Below are 19,239 nucleotides of genomic sequence, written 5' to 3' on the forward strand. Positions count from 1 at the left end.
CAAGTTTAGACAGGCATATGTACTATTTACTACTTGTTTTTTGTTACGGCATTTCCTTATTGCCTTTCCCGGTACTTTACTTCATCAGTGACATCCTGTATGCACTGGTGTACTACGTATTCGGTTACCGGAAGCAAGTGGTGCTGGCCAATATGAAACAGGCGTTCCCGGATAAATCGCCGGAAGAAATCAACCGGCTGGCTAAAAAATACTACCGTAACCTTACCGATATGATGGTGGAAACCATCAAGCTGCTTACCATGAGCAAAAAGCAGCTGCAGAAGCGTTTTATCTGCGACCTAACGGTGCTGCATGAGTTATACGCCAAAGGCAAGAGCTGCCAGTTGCACCTCGGGCACAATTTCAACTGGGAATGGGCCAACCTCTTCTGCATGCAGGGCGTGGCTTTCCCTTTCCTCGTGGTATACATGCCGCTCAGCAGTAAACCGGCCGACCGCATGTTCCGCCACTTCCGGGAAAAATTCGGCTCCATACTGATCCCCGCCAATGACATGGCCAACAGTATGAAGCCCTGGCTCGAAAAACAATACCTGATTGCGCTGGTGGCAGATCAGAACCCGGGCAATCCCAGGAGCTGCCTGTGGTACCCGTTCCTTAACAAGATGACGCCTTTCTATAAAGGCCCCGAAATGGCAGCCCGCAGAAATGATATCCCGGTAGTGTTTGTAGACATCCGTAAAACCAAACGCGGTTATTACCACGCCACCCTGAAACTGATGTTTGAAGAACCGCAACAGGAGCCGGTAGGCAAAATCACAGAAGCCTTTGTACAGTTCCTGGAGAAAAATATTCACGAGCAACCCGAAGTATGGGTGTGGAGCCACAGAAGGTGGAAACACCAGTATCCAATTACGAATTAGGAATTACGAATTACGAATTAAGGGCTGTTTTTTGGAGCGGTTATTTACTAACTTTTCCAAAAAACAGCCCTTAATTCGTAATTCGCAATTCGTAATTCCTACCCGGGTATCCTCAGTTTTTGTCCTGGAAAGATTTTATTCGGGTCTTTGATCTGGTCCTTGTTGGCCTCAAAGATCTCTTTCCACGAAACACCGGGATAGTTTTTGGCAATCTTGCTCAGATTGTCGCCGGATTTGACTTCGTACACCTGCTCTCCGCCCCCGCCGCCATCGGCAACAGTGATATTCATAACCACATCAGCAGAACGCATTTCGGGGTCCAGTTTTTCGTAGGTGTCCCACAGTTGGTCTTTCACCGCTGCAGTAGCGCCACCATCGATATACAGTACACCGTCCTGCTCCCTTACCTGTAAATTGGTAACGCCGGCACTGTTGGCCTGGCTGATCAGTTCCTGGTATTTATCCTGTAAACTCATGACAGTAATTTTTTGAAGGGTTATTTCAATTTAAGGTTGTTGTTAACTTTCCTGGGTTTGGATTCCTGCGCTGTCTGAATGATTTTACGCAGATCGCTTTTTTTAGCTTCGCCGTTCAGGGTAACTTCACCGTTGGCCACCGTAACGGTTACCGTAGAAAATCCGGCTGCTGCATAGGCAGAATCAAGGGTTTTCTTCAGCACATCGTCGGGGTTGATCGTTACCGGAGCGGGGGCAGGTTCCGGCGCCTTTACAGTGATATTATTAGTGACGGATTTCACACCGGAAACGCCTTTCAGGGCTTCTTCCGCTGCTGCTTTGGCGGCATCATCGGTCACTTCGCCGCTCAGGGTTACTACTCCGCCTTTCACCTCTGCGGTGATACCCGGAATAGTGCTTAGTTTTTCATTAACGGCCTGCTGGATTTTGCTGTCCGATGGCTTACAGGCGAAGAAGAAAACGCCCATCACCATCAAAAGGGCGAGTGCTAAGGATTTTCTATTCATGGTGAGAAGTTTTAGTTCCAGAAGATAACAAATAACGTGCTAACAGAAAATTTTTTCTCGTTTAACTAATTGTTAATCAACCTAAAAACAACACAAGCAGAAAAGTCAATCTGAAAAAGAACGGCTTCAATAAAGGATTTGAGGGAAATGGAACTGCAGTGGTATACATTCGTTTATTTGTCTATATAAAACAGGCAGGCCGCAAAGGGATTCCTTTGCGGCCTGCTGATATATCATTTGAAAAGGCGCTTTAGTTCAGCACATTTTTTTCCTGTACTACTTCCAGTCCTTTTTCGTCTTTCATTTTAGCGAAGCCACCCTCTACGTTACGCAGGTTGTGAATGCCTTCTTTCTTCAGGATAGAGCAGGCGATGATGCTGCGGTAGCCACCCTGGCAGTGAACATACAGGTTCAGATGTTCTTCCAGGTTGGCAAGGTTGGCGGCGTCCATCATATCACCCAGCGGCAGGCTGATGGCATCTTTAATATGTCCGTTGGCGTATTCTACCGGCTTGCGTACGTCCACGATCACGAGGTTTTCATCATGCGGTACGTCCATGGCCAGTTCATCTGCCTCCACGGTGATGATCATGTCTCTTTCCTCACCGGCTGCTTCCCAGGCCGGGAAACCGCCTTCGAGGTAACCCGCTACGTTTTCAAAACCTACGCGGGCCATTCTTACCACCGTTTCTTCTTCTTTGCCCGGTGTGGTGACCAGGATGATTTCCTGGTCGAAAGGCAACAGGCTGCCGGCCCATTCTGCGAAACGGCCTTCCAGTCCGATACTGATGGATTCAGGCACAAAGCCGTCGCCAAATTCCGTAGCCGGACGGGTGTCGAGGATCAGGGCGCCTGCAGCACGTTTTTCTTTCAGCGCAGCCGGAGAAAGCGGTTGCAGCGCTTTGTTCATCACGGCCTGCAGCGCGTCATAACCTTCTTTGTTGATTTTTGCGTTGATCGGGAAATAAGAAGGCGGTGTGGATAAGCCACTGGTCACTTCCTGGATGAACTGTGCCTTGTCGGTGGCCAGCAGTGCATAGTTGGTGCTCTTTTCTTCTCCGATGGTGCTATAGGTGTTCGGACCAAGGTTTTTGCCACAGGCAGACCCGGGACCGTGCGCCGGATATACGATCACGTTATCAGGCAGCGTTTTGATCCGGTTGTTCAGTGAATCAAACAGGAAACCGGCCAGTTCTTCTTTGGTGAGATTGCCGCTGAACAGGTCCGGACGGCCAACATCGCCTACAAACAGCGTATCTCCTGTAAAAACAGCGTGCGGCGCTTTGTTGGCGTCGAGCAGGAGGTAACAGGTGGATTCCAGTGTATGCCCCGGCGTATGTAACACCTTAATGGTCACATCGCCAATGGCGAATTCTTCATTATCTTTTGCCACGTAGGCGTCGAAGCCGGTTTCAGCGTCCGGGCCGAACACGATCTGCGCACCGGTAGCTTTCGCCAGTTCCAGGTGCCCCGACACGAAGTCTGCGTGGAAATGGGTTTCGAAAATGTATTTGATAGTGGCATTGCGCTCCCTGGCAAGGTCCAGGTATACATCGATATCCCTCAGCGGGTCTATCACCACGGCCACTCCTCCTGATTCAATGAAGTATGCCGCTTCTGACAGGCAATTGGTGTATAATTGTTTTACGTACATGGATTGGCTTTTTGATTTGATTGGTTTTTGTAATCCGCAAATTTACAAATAAATCACCCCCCGCACGTATGGATAAAATCTATACTAAAATAAAAAAGTAGCCTTCCGGCTACTTTTTACAATAATTCAATTCCGTATTTAAAAATGGCTAATATGCATTAACCAACCAGTTCTTCCACAAATTTTGCCACCTCAGCAATACGCTGCTTGTTGATGGTGTAGTGGATAAACTTACCATCTCTTTCTGTAATTACAATACCAGCCCGTCTTAATATGGCCAGATGCTGCGATGCTACCGATTGTTCCAAACGCAATTTTACATATATCTCTGTCACAGTCATTTTCTTATGGTCCTCCAACAGCTTTATCATCTGCTGGCGCAACTTATGGTTGATAGCACGCAAAACCATAGCGGCCTTTTTAACGGCAATGTAATCCAATTTGATCTGGTCTTTTTCATTGTTACCTCTAGAAATAATAAGAGTATTAGAAGAGGTAGTTAATAATGTTTTTTCCATCGCATAATAGTTTTTAAAAAATGATGAAATGAAAGGGATCAACGGACAGTAATCGCAAAACAGTTAGACAACAAATGCGGTTATCGATTTATACAAAAATATAATATCTGTCACAATAAAAAAAATTTCTATACCTTATTTTATCATATATAACCCGAGGATATGTGCAAATTAGATGTAATTTGACAATTACATGACAAATAAAACGAACGTGTTAGGGTTTTTGGGGGAAATAAAACCCTTTGAGGTAAAAAGGGCTGAAATAAGCGAGGTCAGCAAAGGATTTTTGATGGAATAACTGTTCAGCCAGCGGGGCCATATCCGCGGCGCTCATTTCATAGGGAATAAAAACGGCATTATCGATGGAAGGCAGCATAGCGGCCCACTTCGGGCTACCATTGCCAAAAAAATATATCTTCTTTTGCGCCAGCCAGGCATCCAGCGACGCCGGTTCCAGGATGAGGGCCTGCGGCTCCACCACCGGCTGCAGCGAGGTGTCATAAATAGCAGTGAACACTTCCTGGCGGCGTGCATCCAGCATAGGGCAATACCAGGCGTTTTCATCCTGTACAGCTGTTTTGGCGCCCTGCGCCATCATTTGCAGCGTGGGAACGGCCAGCAGCGGCTTATTCCAGGCATAACACAACCCTTTGGCGGTAGCCACGCCTACACGTAAACCGGTGTAAGACCCGGGGCCGGCACTGACAGCCACGGCATCAAGATCGGCCGCAGTAACGCCCTGCTCACGCAGCACCTGCTGCACATACAACACCATCGCGGCGGCATGGTCCTGCTGCTGCTCGTTTACAAGTGTCTGTAACGCTTTCCCCCGCGGGCCAGGCTCACCGAACCGGTAGTGGTGGCTGTATCTATGCTAAGTATTAATGCCATTGTTATATCGCCTCGTATTCTGTTTGTAATAATGCGGCTACCTGGTAACGGTCATCACCGGTAGCGTCATGCACCGCTTTCAGTACTTCATACACATGTTTCACGCCTATACGCTCACACCATTCAAAAGGTCCGAACGGATAGTTGGTGCCTAATTTCATGGAGGTGTCTATATCCGCGCGGGAAGCAGTCCCCTCCTGTGCTGTCAGGTACGCTTCATTGATGATCATACAGACCACCCGCGGCGTCACCATCCCCGTAGCATCCGCTACCAGCGTGTATTCCCAGTTGAGCCGGTACATAATGTCTGCCAGCACCTCCTGCTGCCCGTCATCCATCAGCGTCACCTCAAGCAGCGGCAGGCTGATAAATCCCGGCAGAAAATTGCAGCCCATAATGTTGAACCCCTGCTCAAAAGCATAATGGTTCATCAGATCGGACAACGATGTTTTTACCATCCCCGCCAGCACCGGTACTCCGGGGTTACGGGCGTATACCGCCGCATGGTCCGGCCGGTCATCGAAAATAAGGTCTATTACCAGGTCGAACGCTTTCACAGACAACACCTCTTCCAGGCTGGTCTTCCATTGTACCTCATGCCGGGAAAAATCTCTTTGCTGCAATTCATCATACCGCTGCGCATCTGCTATTACGAGGATATTCATGCGTTAAATTTCGGCAAACCTAAGAAAAAAATCTTTTTATCTTCCTGTTAAACCGGCCGCCTGCCGGGCCACTGCTGCCCTCCGCACCACTTATTTTTATATTTTCGTTATATGGAAAAGCAAATTATCAATACCAATCAGGCGCCCGCTCCTATCGGGCCATACAACCAGGCTGTAAAAGCTGGTAATATCCTTTATGTGTCCGGTCAGATCCCTGTGGACCCCGCCACCGGCGAACTGGTAAAATCCGGCATCACGGACGAAGCCCATATGGTCATGAAAAACCTGCAGGCAGTACTGAAAGAGGCCGGTCTTACGTTCGACAACATCGTAAAAACGACCATCTTCCTGACGGACATGAATGATTTCCCGAAAGTAAATGAGGCGTACGGCAGCTATTTTACCGGTAATTATCCTGCCCGCGAAACCGTGCAGGTAGCAGGTTTGCCCAAAGGCGTGAATGTGGAAATATCTGTGATAGCGCACAGCTAAACATCATCTATGGATGAAAAAAAGAGATGCCCGCGGACATCTCTTTTTTTGTGTTAATATTTTTCGGCGCTTTCTTCAGGTCCCTTTGCCGGCTTAGGCTCGTTACTGCCGAACAAGGTGGCTGCCAGTCTTGCATCGTGGCCGTACACATCGTCCCGGAAGTTCAGTTTTCCTTTGCTGTCCACAAATGCCGTAAAGTAAACAATGAACACCGGTACTTTATTTTTCACCGTTGCATACTTCTCTTTACCGGCATTCATGGCTTCGTCGATCTTTTTCTCCGTCCAGGCAGAATCAGCTCTCAGCAGCCATTCTGCCAGGTGTTTAGGTTCTGCCACCCGGATACAGCCATGGCTGAAAGAACGTTTGTTTTCCCCGAAAAGATAACGTGCAGGCGTATCATGCAGATAGATGTTATACTCGTTGGGGAACAGGAATTTCACCTTGCCCAGGGAGTTTCTGCCGCCGGGGCGTTGTCTTACCACATAGGGGAAATTACCACCGGAATATTTGCTGAAGTTGATGGAGCCTGGCGGGATCACTTTGCCGCTGGCGCCTACGATCTCCATGTTCTGACGGGCCAGGTAGCCGCCGCCGCTGCGTTTAAGGCCGGGCAACACCTCTTTGGCCAGGATGCCCGGAGGTACGTTCCAGTAAGGGCTGAACACGATATAACGCAGGTCTTTGGAGAATACCACGGTATTGGCGCCGGGTTTGCCTACCACTACATTACAGCTCCAGTCCAGTTTCCCTTTATCGTACACATACATGGTAAAGGCGGGGATGTTTACCAGGATATAGTCTGTAGTGGGCTCCAGCGGTACCCAGCGGGAGCGTTCCATGTTCACCAGTATCTGGCGGATGCGTTGCTGTAAAGGCACGTTCAGCGCGTCGGCCGTCGTTTGTTTGATGATACCATCCACTTTCTGGCCCATCCGTGCCTGGTAAGTGCGAACGGCGCTGTCCAGCTCCGGTGTAAACCGGCTGCTGCTGTCGTTGACAGCGAGGTCGCCCAGTGCTGCCAGTTTATTTTTTACAGCGACGATGACCGCGGAGGAATCTCCTTTTTTGAAGGTAGCCTTTGCTGCCAGGCGAACGGAATCCCATTTCGTTGAGGCTTCAAGGTTAGCCAGCTTTTTCAGTTCGCTGCGCAGCAGTTTGTACTGGCGGTTCACCGGTTCATCTTCTTCAAAAGCATTGGACTTCTTGCGGACTACCGAGTCCAGCAGGCTTTCCATATCAATCTTTTTACGGGGAATGAACCATTCGAGGTCTTTGGCCGAATCGGCAGTGAGGCCGCCCCATACCTTATTGCCATAGGCAAAGAACTGGGCGGTGAGCAGCATTTCGAGGCGCGGGCGGGCCGTATCGGCAATGCGGAGCCCGGCGTCGCTGAGCAGCAGGGTGTCGGTAAGCTGCTGCAGCTCGGGGTTGAGCAGGCTGCTGTCTTTAATACCATAGGAAGCGTCGTTTTTCATCATGTTGATGAAGTTGGCCGCCTGTTCTGTCAGCGAATCCTTATTGATCCAGGCATAGTGATACCCCCGTTTCTGGTAGAAGTTCCGGATGTATTCATCATACGGGTCAAAGTTAGTGTTCGTTGCCAGGAATTTGTTGAGCAGGTTACTATCCAGCGACTCTTCAATATACGCTTCTTTAGTGTAATGTGTAGTATCTCTGATTTTCAGCCTTTTTCGAAAGCCTCCGTTTTGCTGGCAGGCAGCAAAGATAATGAGGGCCAATAAAGACAGGGCGGTGTAAAAATGTACCTTCATAAAGTGTAATGGATGTGATTAAGAAACAAGAACAAACATGACAATAAACAGTATGGGATGGGTACTGTTCGATGACATAAATGTATGAAATATATACAGTTTGAACCGGGGTTTGGGATTTAACAATTTTAAAATTTGGTTATTTAAATATTTGAGGCGGCAGGGCGCCTGCACATCTCAAATTTCTAAATAACCAAATTTCTAAATATCAAAATTATAATTTGATCTCTTCATCATTAGCGTCGAAGAAGCGATATTCAGTCAGGTGATAGTTGGAGTCTGCCTTCAGTTTAATCCATTTTTTGTATTGGAAATACCATTTCCACTGTTTGGATGTCAGGAATCCTTTGGTCAGGTAAGCGTGCAGGATCGGGTGTACGCGGATGGTCAGTCCTTTGTGCTGGTGGTTCAGGAGGTATTGCAAGTTTTTCTCGATATCTTCCAGGATCAGCATGGAAGCGCCTATTTTACCGGTACCGCGGCAGGTGGGGCAATCTTCGGCTACGGAGATGGTGATTTCCGGTTTTACACGCTGGCGGGTGATTTGCATCAGCCCGAATTTGGAGATAGGGAGAATGGTGTGTTTAGCCCTGTCCTGCGCCATGAATTTCTCCATGGCTTCGAAAACGGTCTTTTTGTTTTCCGGCAGCTTCATATCGATAAAGTCGATAATGATAATGCCGCCGAGATCGCGCAGTCGCAGCTGGCGGGCAATTTCCGCCGCAGCTTCCAGGTTGGACGCGAGGGCGTTTTGTTCCTGGTTGTTGCTGGAGCTTTTGTATCCGCTGTTGACGTCTATTACATGGAGGGCTTCCGTAGCTTCGATGATAAGGTATACGCCGCTGTCGAGGTTGACGGTTTTTCCGAAGGAAGCCTTTACCTGGCGGGTGATGCCGAAGTTATCGAAGATGGGAGAGCCGTTATTATAGTAGTTAACGATGTCCTGTTTTTCCGGGGCGATCTTCTGGATATAGGTTTTGGTATCCGTATAGATGTTTTTATCGTTGATCACGATCCGGTTGAAGCTTTCGTTGAGCAGGTCGCGGAGAATACTGGTGGTTTTGGTTTGCTCGCTCAGTATTTTCTGGGGAGCCTGTGCGCCGTTCAGGTTGGACTGAATATTTTTCCAGGTTTGAACGAGCGTGGTCAGATCTTCGTGCAGTTCAGCTGTTTTCTTTCCTTCCGCGGCAGTCCGTACAATCACGCCGAAATTTGGCGGTTTGATGGCTTCCACGATTTTCTGCAGTCTTTTTCTTTCTTCGGAAGAATGGATTTTTTTGGAAACCGCAACAATATCATTAAAGGGAGTTAACACGATGAATCTTCCGGGAAGAGAAATTTCGCAGCTCAGGCGGGGGCCTTTGGAAGAAATGGGTTCTTTCAGGATCTGTACGAGGATATTGGGTTTACCGCCCAGTACGTCGGTTATTTTGCCGGTCTTGACTATTTCCGGTTCATTTTTAAACTTAGTGAAATCAAATCCTTCAGGGGTTTTATCGCTGATGGCAGTTGCAGTAAATTTAAGAATGGAACGGATATAGGGGCTGAGATCCGTATAATGTAAAAAGGCATCCTTTTCGAAGCCTACGTCCACAAATGCAGCATTCAAGCCGGGTATCAGCTTTTTCACTTTGCCCAGGTACAAATCGCCTACTGCGAAGTTGGGATTGCCACTTTCGTGATGCAGTTCCACTAACTTTTTATCTTCCAGTAACGCAATTTCCACCCCTGTGGGAGCCGCATTTATAATAAGTTCCTTATTCAAGCGTCCAAAATTTTAACCTTTAAAACTTCACCTTTTATGCTATGCACACAGCTATGTAAGAACAGCTTACTGCATACCAAACAATAGCTCACTATAAAGTTAGCATATTCTTCACCGATGTGATGATGGATTGCTTAAGGGTTCAGCGATCACTGCAGGCAAATGTCCGGGGATCTGGTTGCGGGATCTATGGAAACAACCTGCATGACTCAGGCAATTTAAGATAATTGCCAGAATCATGCAGGGTATATGAAAATTTTTTATCCGACCACCGCGCCGGGTAATACCTAATTAGTATAAATGGCGGGAAACTGGAGTAATTATTTCTTCTTACTTTTATGCCGGTTCTTTCTCAGTCTTTTTTTACGCTTGTGAGTGGCAATTTTATGTCTTTTTCTTTTCTTACCGCAAGGCATACGCTTATACGTTTTTAAATGATGGAAAAAATAAAATATTATTGAATGCTCTTAATATAGCTGTCTACTTCTTTCTTCAGCTCCGGATCGGTCATCGCCTGTTTGCTTTTCTCAAACAGCGCAATTGCTTTCTGCTTGTCACCTTTGCTTCTGTAGGATTCTGCCAGTACAAACAGTACTTTGGCATTGTCCGGATGTTTCTGCATCACGCCTTCCAGTCTTTCGATAGCTTTATCATACTGGCCTGATGTAATGGCCAGGTTCGCTAAAGTAACCTGTGCGTCGATATTATCAGGATTTTTGGCTACGACTTCCCTTAATTTGGCAACCCCTGTCATCGGTTCGCCGGTGTTCATATACACCATGGCCTGTGATATCTTCAGGGTGTCGTTGGCCGGATTCAGCTGAATCGCCTGGTCAAACAGACTGATCGCTTGTTCGGCTTCCCATTTTGCTATTCGTGGGTCCTGAGCGTGTTGCAGGTGAGCCAGAAACAAATTGGCTGCAAAGGTGAGGCTTTTTTCGGAATTTTCCAACTTGGCGGCTTCTCCGAGATAATGAGCCGCTACGGGCAACTGGTTGAGGCTGTCCCAGGTATTGTACAATTGTTTGTACGCAGCTATCTGCTGGGCTTTCACGTCCCCGCGTACAACATTGGTTTCAATCGTGTTGATCAATAATAACTTTTCAGCAGGAATTTTCCCTTTAGCCGTTTCCAATAGCTCGGAAAAGGCAATAGGCTCTACACCCTGACCGCCCTGCATAGGAGCAGCAGTTGACATAGCTTGCTTTTCTGACCGGGGTACAGTACGGCCAAAAGCATATAAAACCACCAATAGTGCTACAGCAGCACCAACCAGGAGAACTTGTGACTTTCGCATCGCCTAAAGATTAGGCTGCAAAACTAAGAACTTTTGAGCTTCTTTACCTCAGCAACAAATTCTTTCGAAGGCTTGAATGCCGGAATAAAGTGCTCCGGAATCTCCACAGCTACGTTCTTCTTGATGTTGCGGCCAATCTTGGCGGCCCGTTTCTTTGTGATAAAACTACCAAACCCGCGGATGTAAATGTGCTCACCATTGGCCAGGGCTTCTTTCACCTCTTTAAACATAGCCTCCAGTGTCACTAGAACATCTACTTTGGGGATGCCGGTTTTTTCAGCAATGTTGTTTATTAAATCAGCTTTTCTCATATGAAAGCGAGAGGATTACTTTACTCTCAAAGTTAATTTAAAAATTTTAATTGCTGAATTTTAAGCAAATAAATTTTATCATTTTTTCTTATAACTGTATTGATGATAATTTATATTTATTTGCATGCCCGGGAAAGGCATCAGATGTACCTCCATAGGGTTTTTGGACAGCTTTTACCATATCAATTTACTAAATAATTTTATTAAAATAATATATAAATGGCCGATTCCCGACTTTTTTTTACGGAAAAATTATTGGAATGGAACCAACTCAGCAATACGCGCGCCATGCCCTGGAAGGGTGAAAAAGACCCCTACCGGATATGGCTATCCGAAATCATACTCCAGCAAACCCGCGTGGAACAAGGATTACCCTACTATCAGAAATTTATTGAACACTATCCTACCGCCACCAAACTGGCCCAGGCCCCCGAAGAAGAAGTGTTCCGTCTCTGGCAGGGCCTCGGCTATTACGCCCGCTGTAAAAATATGCTGGCCGCCGCCCGCGAAATAGCCACCTCCTATAAAGGGAAATTCCCGGACACCTACGAACAGATCAAAGCCCTTAAAGGAATCGGCGACTACACCGCCGCCGCCATCGCCTCTTTCGGCTTTCACCTCCCCCATGCCGTGCTGGACGGCAACGTGTACCGCGTGCTCTCCCGCTACTTTGCCATCGACACCCCTATCGATACCACCGCCGGCAAAAAACAATTCAGCGACCTGGCGCAGGAACTGCTCCCCCCCAACCAGTCCGCCGCCTATAATCAAAGTATTATGGACTTCGGCGCCGTGGTCTGCAAACCCCAGCAACCCGCCTGCCCCACCTGCCCGCTCAACCGCAAATGCCTGGCCCGGCAACAGCAACTGGTGGAAGTGCTCCCCGTAAAGTCCAAAAAACTGCAGATCAAAAAACGTTATTTCAACCACTTCCTCGTGGAATTCAAAGACAGCATCTACATCCGGAAAAGGACAGAAAAAGATATCTGGCAGAACCTGCACGAATTTATCCTGATCGAAACGCCCGAAGCGGCAGAGCTCGATGAGCTTCGGAAAAATGAATCTTTCCGGAAGCTTTTCGGCAATACTGCCTTCACCGTAACCAACGTGTCGGCACCGCAAAAACAACAACTGACCCATCAAACCATCTACAGCCGCTTCTTTACCCTGGAAATAAAGCAGCCGCTACCGGCAAACGGACACCTGCTCGTTTCCCGTAAAACACTTGATAAATACGCGTTTCCAAAAACCATCACCGCATTTTTGCAAAGCAAAAAACTACAGCTGTTCTGACACGAAACATATATTTAAAATTCAAAATGTATTATACGGTTAAATTACAGTAAGTTATAATACATGCATCCATTCATGCTTAACACGCTGCCAGTAAGAAATTTTTCACTGTCGATTGGAAAAAAATATTAACTTTAAGAAGGTTGTTTATTTATAAAAGAAGAACCTTTTAACAATAGACTAAAAAAACCTACAACTATGAGAGGTGTTAATAAAGTAATTCTGATAGGCAATTTAGGCAGAGACCCGGATGTGCAGTTCCTCGAAGGTAATATCGCCGTGGCAAAATTTTCCCTGGCCACCACCGAAACCTTTAAAGACAGGGCGGGAAAACTCATTTCTCAAACCGAATGGCATACAGTAGTGCTGTGGCGCGGACTGGCAGAACTGGCGCAGAAATACCTGCACAAAGGCAGCCTGGTCTATATTGAAGGACGTTTGCGTACCCGCAGCTGGGAAGACAAGGAAGGCAACAAAAAATTTGCGACAGAAGTTGTAGGAGACAACCTGGTTATGCTGGACAAACGCATGGACCTCAACAGCTCAGACCACCCCATACCTCACCACAGCAGTTCAGGCACTTCAACCGGAGACAATTTCGCTAACAACATGGAAATTCCCCCTTCGCTGAATGAGCCCGCAGACGATCTGCCTTTTTAGTAAATCTGTAAAATATTATCTTTCCGGAACTACGTAATCCCATATAGGGACATTACTTATATTTGCGTGCAGGAAAATGTAGTTGTGTGAATTACCTTTCCTGTTTTTTTGATTGATTACATCAAAGCTAAATATCTTGGAGATCCTCTCGGCAAGCAACATGTCCTGTTTGTTACAAGTAAATACACCTATCGCTACGCCAAACATGGTGGTATTCCTACTTGTCATTTTTGTAATACTGCTGCTTACCTTTATCGTTTCCGGCGCAGAAGTAGCGTTCTTTTCCCTGAATTACAAGGACCTGAACGTGCTCAAAACACGACAGAACACCTCCGGCAAACTGATTACCAAGCTGCTGGAAAAACCAAAATCACTCCTGGCATCCCTCCAGATCGCCGGTATCATCCTCATGATCGCTTTCATTATGATCACCAACTACCTGGTGACCCAGATGGAAGACCTGCAAACACTGCCGGTAGTGTCCTTCGTGGTAAGGATATCCCTGATCTGCCTCATCCTCCTGTTTTTCGGACAGATACTCCCCCGCGTATGGGCTGCCCAGAACAATATCCGTTTCGCTACCTACTTCGCGTGGTTTGTCAGCCTCATCCATGCTACGCTGGAACCGGTCAGCGATTTCTTCGTAGGCATCAGTGGCAGCATTGAAGCCCGCCTGTTCCACCGCGGCGCCGGCCCTGTTAACTACCACGAAATCGACGAAGCCATCGAAATGAGCGTGGACCCGACCGCCTCCCAGGAAGAAAAAAATATCCTCAAAGGCATCCTCAAATTCGGCAATATCACCGTTAAACAGATCATGCGCGGCCGCCTCGATGTAAACGGCATCGAATACGACAGCACCTTCGAAGAAGTCATCAAACAGGTAGCAGACCTCCACTATTCCCGCCTCCCGGTGTACAAGGGCAACCTCGACAGCATCGTGGGCGTGATCCATACCAAAGACCTGCTCCCCCACCTCGATAAAGGCAATAAATTCGACTGGCACGAAGTAATGCGCCAGCCCTTCTTCGTTCACGGCCACAAACTGATCGAAGACCTCCTCTCCGAATTCCAGAGCAGACGCATGCACTTTGCCGTAGTAGTCGACGAATTCGGCGGTACCTCCGGTATCGTTACCCTCGAAGACATCATGGAAGAAGTCATCGGCGATATCAAAGACGAATTCGACGAAGAAGAATTCAACTATAGCAAACTGGACAACTTCACTTACGTTTTTGAAGGGAAAACCATGCTCAACGATGTTTGCCGCATCATGAACATCCCGCCGGAAACCTTCGAGTCAGTAAAAGGTGAAAGCGACTCCCTCGGAGGCCTTATCCTCGAACTGGCCGGAAAATTTCCGGAAGAAAACAGCGTTATCAATTATACCAACTACGATTTTACTGTACTGGAAGTCACTAAAATGCGCATCCAGAAAGTACAGGTCACCATACGGCCGGACGCCGCCCAGGAAGCGTAATCCAGCCCTGCTAAACGATTTCAGAAAAAATGCCATACTTCAAAGGAAAGGGTATCACCCTCCTGTCCCTGCTGATCACTATCCTGGCTGTTGCCTGTAACACGCCGCCCACACCCAAGCCCAGGGGCTTCTTCCTGATGAAATTCCCGGAAAAAAAATACCGCACCTTCGATGCGCCCGGATACCCGTACACCTTCGAATACCCGGTCTACGCCAATGTGGTAAAAGACACTTCCTTTTTCGGCGAAAAACCGGAAAACCCTTACTGGATCAATATCGACTTCCCTACGCTCAACGGTAAAATATACCTCAGCTATAAAATCATCGGCAAAGGCAACAACTTCCAGCAACTGGTGGACGATGCCTACAAAATGACCTATAAACACACCTACAAAGCGGAATATATAGACGAAAACACTATCCATACGCCTAACCACGTAGCCGGCACCTTCTACCAGGTAGGCGGCAACGCGGCCTCCGCCAAACAGTTCTACGCCACCGACTCCCTGCAGCACTTCCTGCGGGGCGCGCTCTACTTTTACGCTCCCCCCCAGGCCGATTCCCTCGCGCCCGTCAACGCATTCCTCGAAAAAGATATGTGGCACCTGGTGGAAACCCTCCGCTGGAGATAAGCCGGCAATCTCGTAACTTTGTGGTCTTTAAATGCTTGTTGGTCCTCATCAGGACCGGCAAAAGACTATAATCAGATGATTATCATTGACGATAAATATATTAGTGACGAATTGGTGGAAGAGCAGTTTGTATGCAATCTGTCAGCCTGCAAAGGCGCCTGCTGCGTAGCCGGCGACTGCGGCGCCCCCCTGGACAAGGACGAGACTAAAATCCTGAAAAAAATCTACCCGAAAATCAAATCCTACCTCCGGCAGGAAGGCATCGAAGAAATTGAACGTACCGGCACCAACACCACCGATAAAGAATACGGATACGTGACGCCCATCGTGAACAATGGCATTTGCGCCTACGCCACCATCGACGATCATGGCATCGTAGGATGCGGCATCGAGAAAGCATACAACGACGGCGTGGTGGACTATAAAAAACCCATCTCCTGCCACCTCTATCCCATCCGGATCACAAAATACGAGTCGTTCGAAGCAGTCAACTACGACCGCTGGGATATCTGCAAACCCGCCTGCAAAAACGGCCGCTCCCTGAAAGTACCGGTGTACCGATTCCTGAAAGAGGCCATTACCAGAAAATACGGCACGGAATTTTATGAAGTGCTGGATAAAATTGCCACCAAGAAATACTAAACCGGATTATTTGGTTATTGGGTTATTTAATCATTTGATGACTAAATGATTATATTTATCAAGGAATTATCGTTTGCTTATGCATCAAACAGCCTCCACTTTTCTCGAAGCAAGTGAAAAAAAAGCGACAGATCTTGGTCACCGCCAGACGATCAACTTCAATATAGGAAAATACAACGCTGCTGTAAAAGTCGGCAAACAGCAGTTTGCCGATCTGCCGGTGGCGCGTGAACGGGCCAAGAATATCAAGTGGAGAGCGATCGAACACCTGGACAACCATCTTGAGGAGTTCGAAATGAATTTCACCAAACGTGGCGGTAAAGTAATCTGGGCGGAAACAGCGGAACAGGTGCAGCAGGAAATCCTCGCCATCTGCCAGGCCAAACAATGCAAAAGCATTGTCAAAAGCAAGTCCATGGCCACCGAGGAAGTACATCTCAACGACTTTCTGGCGCAACATAACATCGAATGCGTGGAAACCGACCTGGGAGAATACATTCAGCAGCTGGACGGTGAGCCGCCTTATCATATCGTAACACCGGCCATGCATAAGAGCAAGGAAGACGTGGCCCGCCTCTTTGCGGAAAAGCTGGGCACTCCTCCCGACCTCACCCCCGAACAGCTGACACTCGTAGCCCGCGAAAAACTCAGACAAAAATACCTTGAAGCTGAAATAGGCATCACCGGTGCCAACTTCATCCTGGCCGACACCGGCTCCGTAGCCGTTACGGAAAATGAAGGCAATGCCCGGCTCAGCACCGCTTTCCCGAAAACACATATCGTGTTGGTGGGCATTGAGAAAGTACTGCCCTCTGTGGCAGACCTGGCGCTGTTCTGGCCACTGCTGGCCACCTATGGTACCGGCCAGCAGGTAACTGCATACAACAGCATCTTCAGCGGTCCACGCCAGGAAGGGGAAACAGACGGCCCGGAAGAAATGTACGTGATCCTGATGGACAACGGCCGCACCAACATCCTCCAGGATACCGCCGCCCGCGAAAGTCTTTACTGCATCCGTTGCGGCTCCTGCCTCAACGCCTGCCCTGTCTATAAAAACATCGGCGGCCATAGCTACGCTACCACCTACAGCGGCCCTATCGGCTCTGTCATCACGCCGCATCTCAAAGGGATGGACAACTACATGCACCTCAGCTTCGCGTCCTCCCTCTGCGGTAATTGCACAGAAGTATGCCCCGTACGTATCAACCTGCATGAACTGCTGCTCCACAACCGTCAAAAGGCGGTAGAGGAAAACCATACCTCCGGCGGCGAGAAGTTTGCGTGGTTCGTATGGAAACAGGGATGTACCAGCCGCAAAATGATGAATATGGCCAGTGGTAAAATGAAGAATTTCTTCTTCCGCAAATTCTTCGCAAAAAGCTGGGGGGAAAACCGGGACCTTCCGGTGTTTGCAGCCAAATCCTTTAACCAGCAGTGGAAGGAACGTAAAAGTTAAAGCTGTTCTTTTACTGGTCTGCTTTTTTTCTGAAGATGATTTCCAATGTAACATTGGCGGGCTTCCCGTCTGCAGCAGGCTTCCACGCCGGGCCTTCTTTCACGACCCTGACAGCTTCGGCATCACAAGCAGCATTCAGGCTTTGGATCACTTTAATGTCCTGCAGCGTGCTGTCCGGCATAACGGTAAACCCTATACGTACAATGCCATTAAATCCTCCGGGGTTAGCGGTATGTTCGAGAAGATATTGCTCGTAAGCCACGCGGCCGTTGACAGGCGCAGGCTGCGTATCCGGTTTCCGGCCTTTGTTTCCCTTGCGTCTCGTTTCACTGTCAACATTAACCCCTGCTACTTTACCCTCTAAAGCATAGCTCATCTGTTCGTCCCGGGGAATGTTCCGGGTGAGGGAATCGTTCCGCACGGGCGCTGCTTTCCTGGCGCGGGCAGCTCCATATCCGGATAACACTACCTCTTCCAGGGCTTTGTTATTATTATAGGCCACGGCAACAGAATCCTGCCGGCCTGCCGCGATGTCGGCCTGTTGCTTCTCCGCGCTGACAGGCGCCGGAGTGGGTGTAATTACCGGAGCAGACTGTGCTAAAGCCGGCGGTATGGCTGCGGGTGCCGGTGCAGGCACAACGAAGGCTGCGTTGGGCGGCGATTGTTTTAATGCTCTCCGTTCCAACGGTTTTTCCACCAGTCGTTCGTCTTTAGCGCTGATATCCGCTGCCGGCTCCATGGTACGGGCCAAAGCGGTGGCCTCGCCCTGTTGGGCAGGAGCCGCTTTTTTATCGTTGCTATCTGCCGGTTTCAGCTGGGCTATCTCCGGCGCGTCGGCCGGAGCCGGTGCAGGCACTGATGTGTCCAGTACGGGCACTTCAGATGCACGGTCTGCCTGTGCTATTTCGGGGGCCTTGTTTTGTGTTTTAAACAGGAACCAGCCGCCGGTGAAGAGCAATAACAGGATGGCCGCTGCTGCCGCCGTACGCGGATATAGCGGACGCACTACTGCCATGCTGCGCTGCGACTGCGCCACCCTTCTGGAAAGCCGGTCTGCCAGGTCTTCCTGGTGAACCTGCTGGTCCGGGGCGTGCAGGGCATAACCTTCCAGCGCGTCGGCCAGGAACGGGTCATCCAGCGCCTGGCGTTCCAGGGCGTGCATGGCCTTGTCATCCAGCTCCCCGGCCAGATATTGGCGGATCAGCTCGGCGCTTACGGCAGGTTTGTTATGTGCGTGCTTGTCAGGCATGTTGTTGTTGCTCCATACAAATTTTAAGATTCCGTTTCCCGTTCTGGATATAGCTTTTCACCTTATTCATTTCATATCCGGTGATAACGGCCACCTCACGGTAGCTTTTTTCTTCCAGGTAAAACAGGTTCACGCTGCGTTTTTGCTCTTCCGGCAACGTCTCCAGGCATTTTTCCATGGACTGGAGACTGTCTTCCAGCGTGACTTCATGGTCATGATGCGCCAATTCCCCGTTTTCCATAACCGGAGAATTTTCTTCTATGGTCACCTGAAGGGACTCTTTGTTTTTCATGGACCGCAGCTTCATCAGGCAGTGGTTCCTCGATAAAACATGCAGCCAGCTTTTAAAGTTCTGTACCTCATGCCGCTTCAGCTTATCAATCAGTTCCTCAAAGATCTGCATGACGGCGTCCTTGCTGCCCTCTTCATCAAAATATTGCAGGCATACGCCATATACCAGGTTCATATAACGCTGGTAGAGGGCAGCCAGCAGCTCCAGACTGCCGGAAGCTTTATACTCCCGGACAAGGTCCGCGTCTGCCGCATCCTGCATGATATTTTGCTTGATAAAGGCCATGAACAACAATACTAGCTAT

The 19,239-nt window shown here is 48.6% G+C and carries 20 protein-coding genes; 8 read left to right on the forward strand and 12 right to left on the reverse strand.

The genetic code is table 11. From position 1 onward, the window contains the following. Window positions 1–17 precede the first annotated feature (17 nt). Complete coding sequence (locus HF324_RS32885; protein WP_168861678.1) at window positions 18–881, forward strand: lysophospholipid acyltransferase family protein; 864 nt, start codon at window positions 18–20, stop codon at window positions 879–881. 98 nt (window positions 882–979) lie between these two features. Here the strand turns inward: HF324_RS32885 and HF324_RS32890 are convergent, their stop codons facing one another. From HF324_RS32890 to HF324_RS32915, 6 genes are all read right to left on the reverse strand, one after another. Further along, a complete protein-coding gene (locus HF324_RS32890) occupies window positions 980–1,357 on the reverse strand; it encodes a LysM peptidoglycan-binding domain-containing protein (protein ID WP_168861679.1) in 378 nt (125 codons plus the stop codon). A 20-nt stretch (window positions 1,358–1,377) separates the two neighbouring features. Next, a complete protein-coding gene (locus HF324_RS32895; protein ID WP_168808094.1) occupies window positions 1,378–1,863 on the reverse strand; it encodes a BON domain-containing protein in 486 nt (161 codons plus the stop codon). A 250-nt stretch (window positions 1,864–2,113) separates the two neighbouring features. Continuing rightward, window positions 2,114–3,517 carry an MBL fold metallo-hydrolase gene (locus HF324_RS32900; protein WP_168808096.1) on the reverse strand — a complete coding sequence of 468 codons (1,404 nt, stop codon included), beginning with the start codon at window positions 3,515–3,517 and terminating at the stop codon, window positions 2,114–2,116. 158 nt (window positions 3,518–3,675) lie between these two features. Then, window positions 3,676–4,035 (reverse strand): ArsR/SmtB family transcription factor, encoded by a 360-nt coding sequence (locus HF324_RS32905; protein WP_073084462.1) that lies wholly within the window; start codon window positions 4,033–4,035, stop codon window positions 3,676–3,678. A 214-nt stretch (window positions 4,036–4,249) separates the two neighbouring features. Further along, entirely contained in the window at window positions 4,250–4,810 is a 561-nt protein-coding gene (gene tsaB, locus HF324_RS32910) for a tRNA (adenosine(37)-N6)-threonylcarbamoyltransferase complex dimerization subunit type 1 TsaB (protein ID WP_258539361.1), read from the reverse strand. A 118-nt stretch (window positions 4,811–4,928) separates the two neighbouring features. Beyond that, complete coding sequence (locus HF324_RS32915; protein WP_168808100.1) at window positions 4,929–5,591, reverse strand: 3-hydroxyacyl-CoA dehydrogenase family protein; 663 nt, start codon at window positions 5,589–5,591, stop codon at window positions 4,929–4,931. 111 nt (window positions 5,592–5,702) lie between these two features. On the opposite strand from HF324_RS32915, the gene HF324_RS32920 reads away from it, so the two are divergent. Beyond that, window positions 5,703–6,083, forward strand: coding sequence for a RidA family protein (locus HF324_RS32920; protein WP_078670343.1), 381 nt, complete (start codon window positions 5,703–5,705; stop codon window positions 6,081–6,083). 53 nt (window positions 6,084–6,136) lie between these two features. On the opposite strand, the gene HF324_RS32925 is transcribed toward HF324_RS32920, so the two are convergent. The 4 genes from HF324_RS32925 to HF324_RS32940 all read right to left on the reverse strand — a co-directional run bounded on the left by HF324_RS32925 (window position 6,137) and on the right by HF324_RS32940 (window position 11,231). Continuing rightward, window positions 6,137–7,858, reverse strand: coding sequence for a L,D-transpeptidase family protein (locus HF324_RS32925; RefSeq protein WP_168861680.1), 1,722 nt, complete (start codon window positions 7,856–7,858; stop codon window positions 6,137–6,139). 214 nt (window positions 7,859–8,072) lie between these two features. Then, complete coding sequence (locus HF324_RS32930) at window positions 8,073–9,623, reverse strand: Rne/Rng family ribonuclease (protein ID WP_078669886.1); 1,551 nt, start codon at window positions 9,621–9,623, stop codon at window positions 8,073–8,075. Window positions 9,624–10,077: 454 nt separating this feature from the next. Next, window positions 10,078–10,821, reverse strand: a complete 744-nt coding sequence (locus tag HF324_RS32935; RefSeq protein ID WP_168808105.1) for a tetratricopeptide repeat protein — start codon at window positions 10,819–10,821, stop codon at window positions 10,078–10,080. Window positions 10,822–10,943: 122 nt separating this feature from the next. After that, window positions 10,944–11,231: an HU family DNA-binding protein gene (locus tag HF324_RS32940; RefSeq protein WP_073084475.1), complete on the reverse strand. Its 288-nt coding sequence runs from the start codon at window positions 11,229–11,231 to the stop codon at window positions 10,944–10,946. Window positions 11,232–11,450: 219 nt separating this feature from the next. Between HF324_RS32940 and mutY the strand changes: the two genes are divergently transcribed. The 6 genes from mutY (at window position 11,451) to HF324_RS32970 (ending at window position 17,394) form a co-directional block, all read left to right on the forward strand. Further along, complete coding sequence (mutY, locus tag HF324_RS32945) at window positions 11,451–12,524, forward strand: A/G-specific adenine glycosylase (RefSeq protein WP_168861681.1); 1,074 nt, start codon at window positions 11,451–11,453, stop codon at window positions 12,522–12,524. A 198-nt stretch (window positions 12,525–12,722) separates the two neighbouring features. Beyond that, on the forward strand, window positions 12,723–13,184 hold the full coding sequence (locus tag HF324_RS32950; protein WP_078669883.1) for a single-stranded DNA-binding protein: 462 nt from the start codon (window positions 12,723–12,725) through the stop codon (window positions 13,182–13,184). A 160-nt stretch (window positions 13,185–13,344) separates the two neighbouring features. Continuing rightward, window positions 13,345–14,664: a gliding motility-associated protein GldE gene (gene gldE / locus HF324_RS32955; protein ID WP_168812040.1), complete on the forward strand. Its 1,320-nt coding sequence runs from the start codon at window positions 13,345–13,347 to the stop codon at window positions 14,662–14,664. Window positions 14,665–14,693: 29 nt separating this feature from the next. Continuing rightward, on the forward strand, window positions 14,694–15,296 hold the full coding sequence (gene gldD / locus HF324_RS32960) for a gliding motility lipoprotein GldD (protein WP_168808109.1): 603 nt from the start codon (window positions 14,694–14,696) through the stop codon (window positions 15,294–15,296). A gap of 75 nt (window positions 15,297–15,371) precedes the next feature. Beyond that, the gene (locus HF324_RS32965; RefSeq protein ID WP_168808110.1) at window positions 15,372–15,938 is read left to right on the forward strand and encodes a DUF3109 family protein; all 567 of its coding nucleotides are present in this window, start codon (window positions 15,372–15,374) and stop codon (window positions 15,936–15,938) included. 79 nt (window positions 15,939–16,017) lie between these two features. After that, the gene (locus tag HF324_RS32970) at window positions 16,018–17,394 is read left to right on the forward strand and encodes a LutB/LldF family L-lactate oxidation iron-sulfur protein (protein ID WP_168808112.1); all 1,377 of its coding nucleotides are present in this window, start codon (window positions 16,018–16,020) and stop codon (window positions 17,392–17,394) included. Between the two features lie 10 nt (window positions 17,395–17,404). Here HF324_RS32970 and HF324_RS32975 read toward each other — a convergent pair whose 3' ends face one another. Both HF324_RS32975 and HF324_RS32980 read right to left on the reverse strand, forming a co-directional pair. Next, on the reverse strand, window positions 17,405–18,643 hold the full coding sequence (locus tag HF324_RS32975; RefSeq protein ID WP_168861682.1) for an energy transducer TonB: 1,239 nt from the start codon (window positions 18,641–18,643) through the stop codon (window positions 17,405–17,407). Next, complete coding sequence (locus HF324_RS32980; RefSeq protein ID WP_168808115.1) at window positions 18,636–19,220, reverse strand: RNA polymerase sigma factor; 585 nt, start codon at window positions 19,218–19,220, stop codon at window positions 18,636–18,638. Before HF324_RS32980 ends, HF324_RS32975 begins: the two co-directional genes overlap by 8 nt. Window positions 19,221–19,239 lie beyond the last annotated feature (19 nt).

The organism is Chitinophaga oryzae (genome assembly GCF_012516375.2).
GTDB lineage: Bacteria > Bacteroidota > Bacteroidia > Chitinophagales > Chitinophagaceae > Chitinophaga > Chitinophaga oryzae.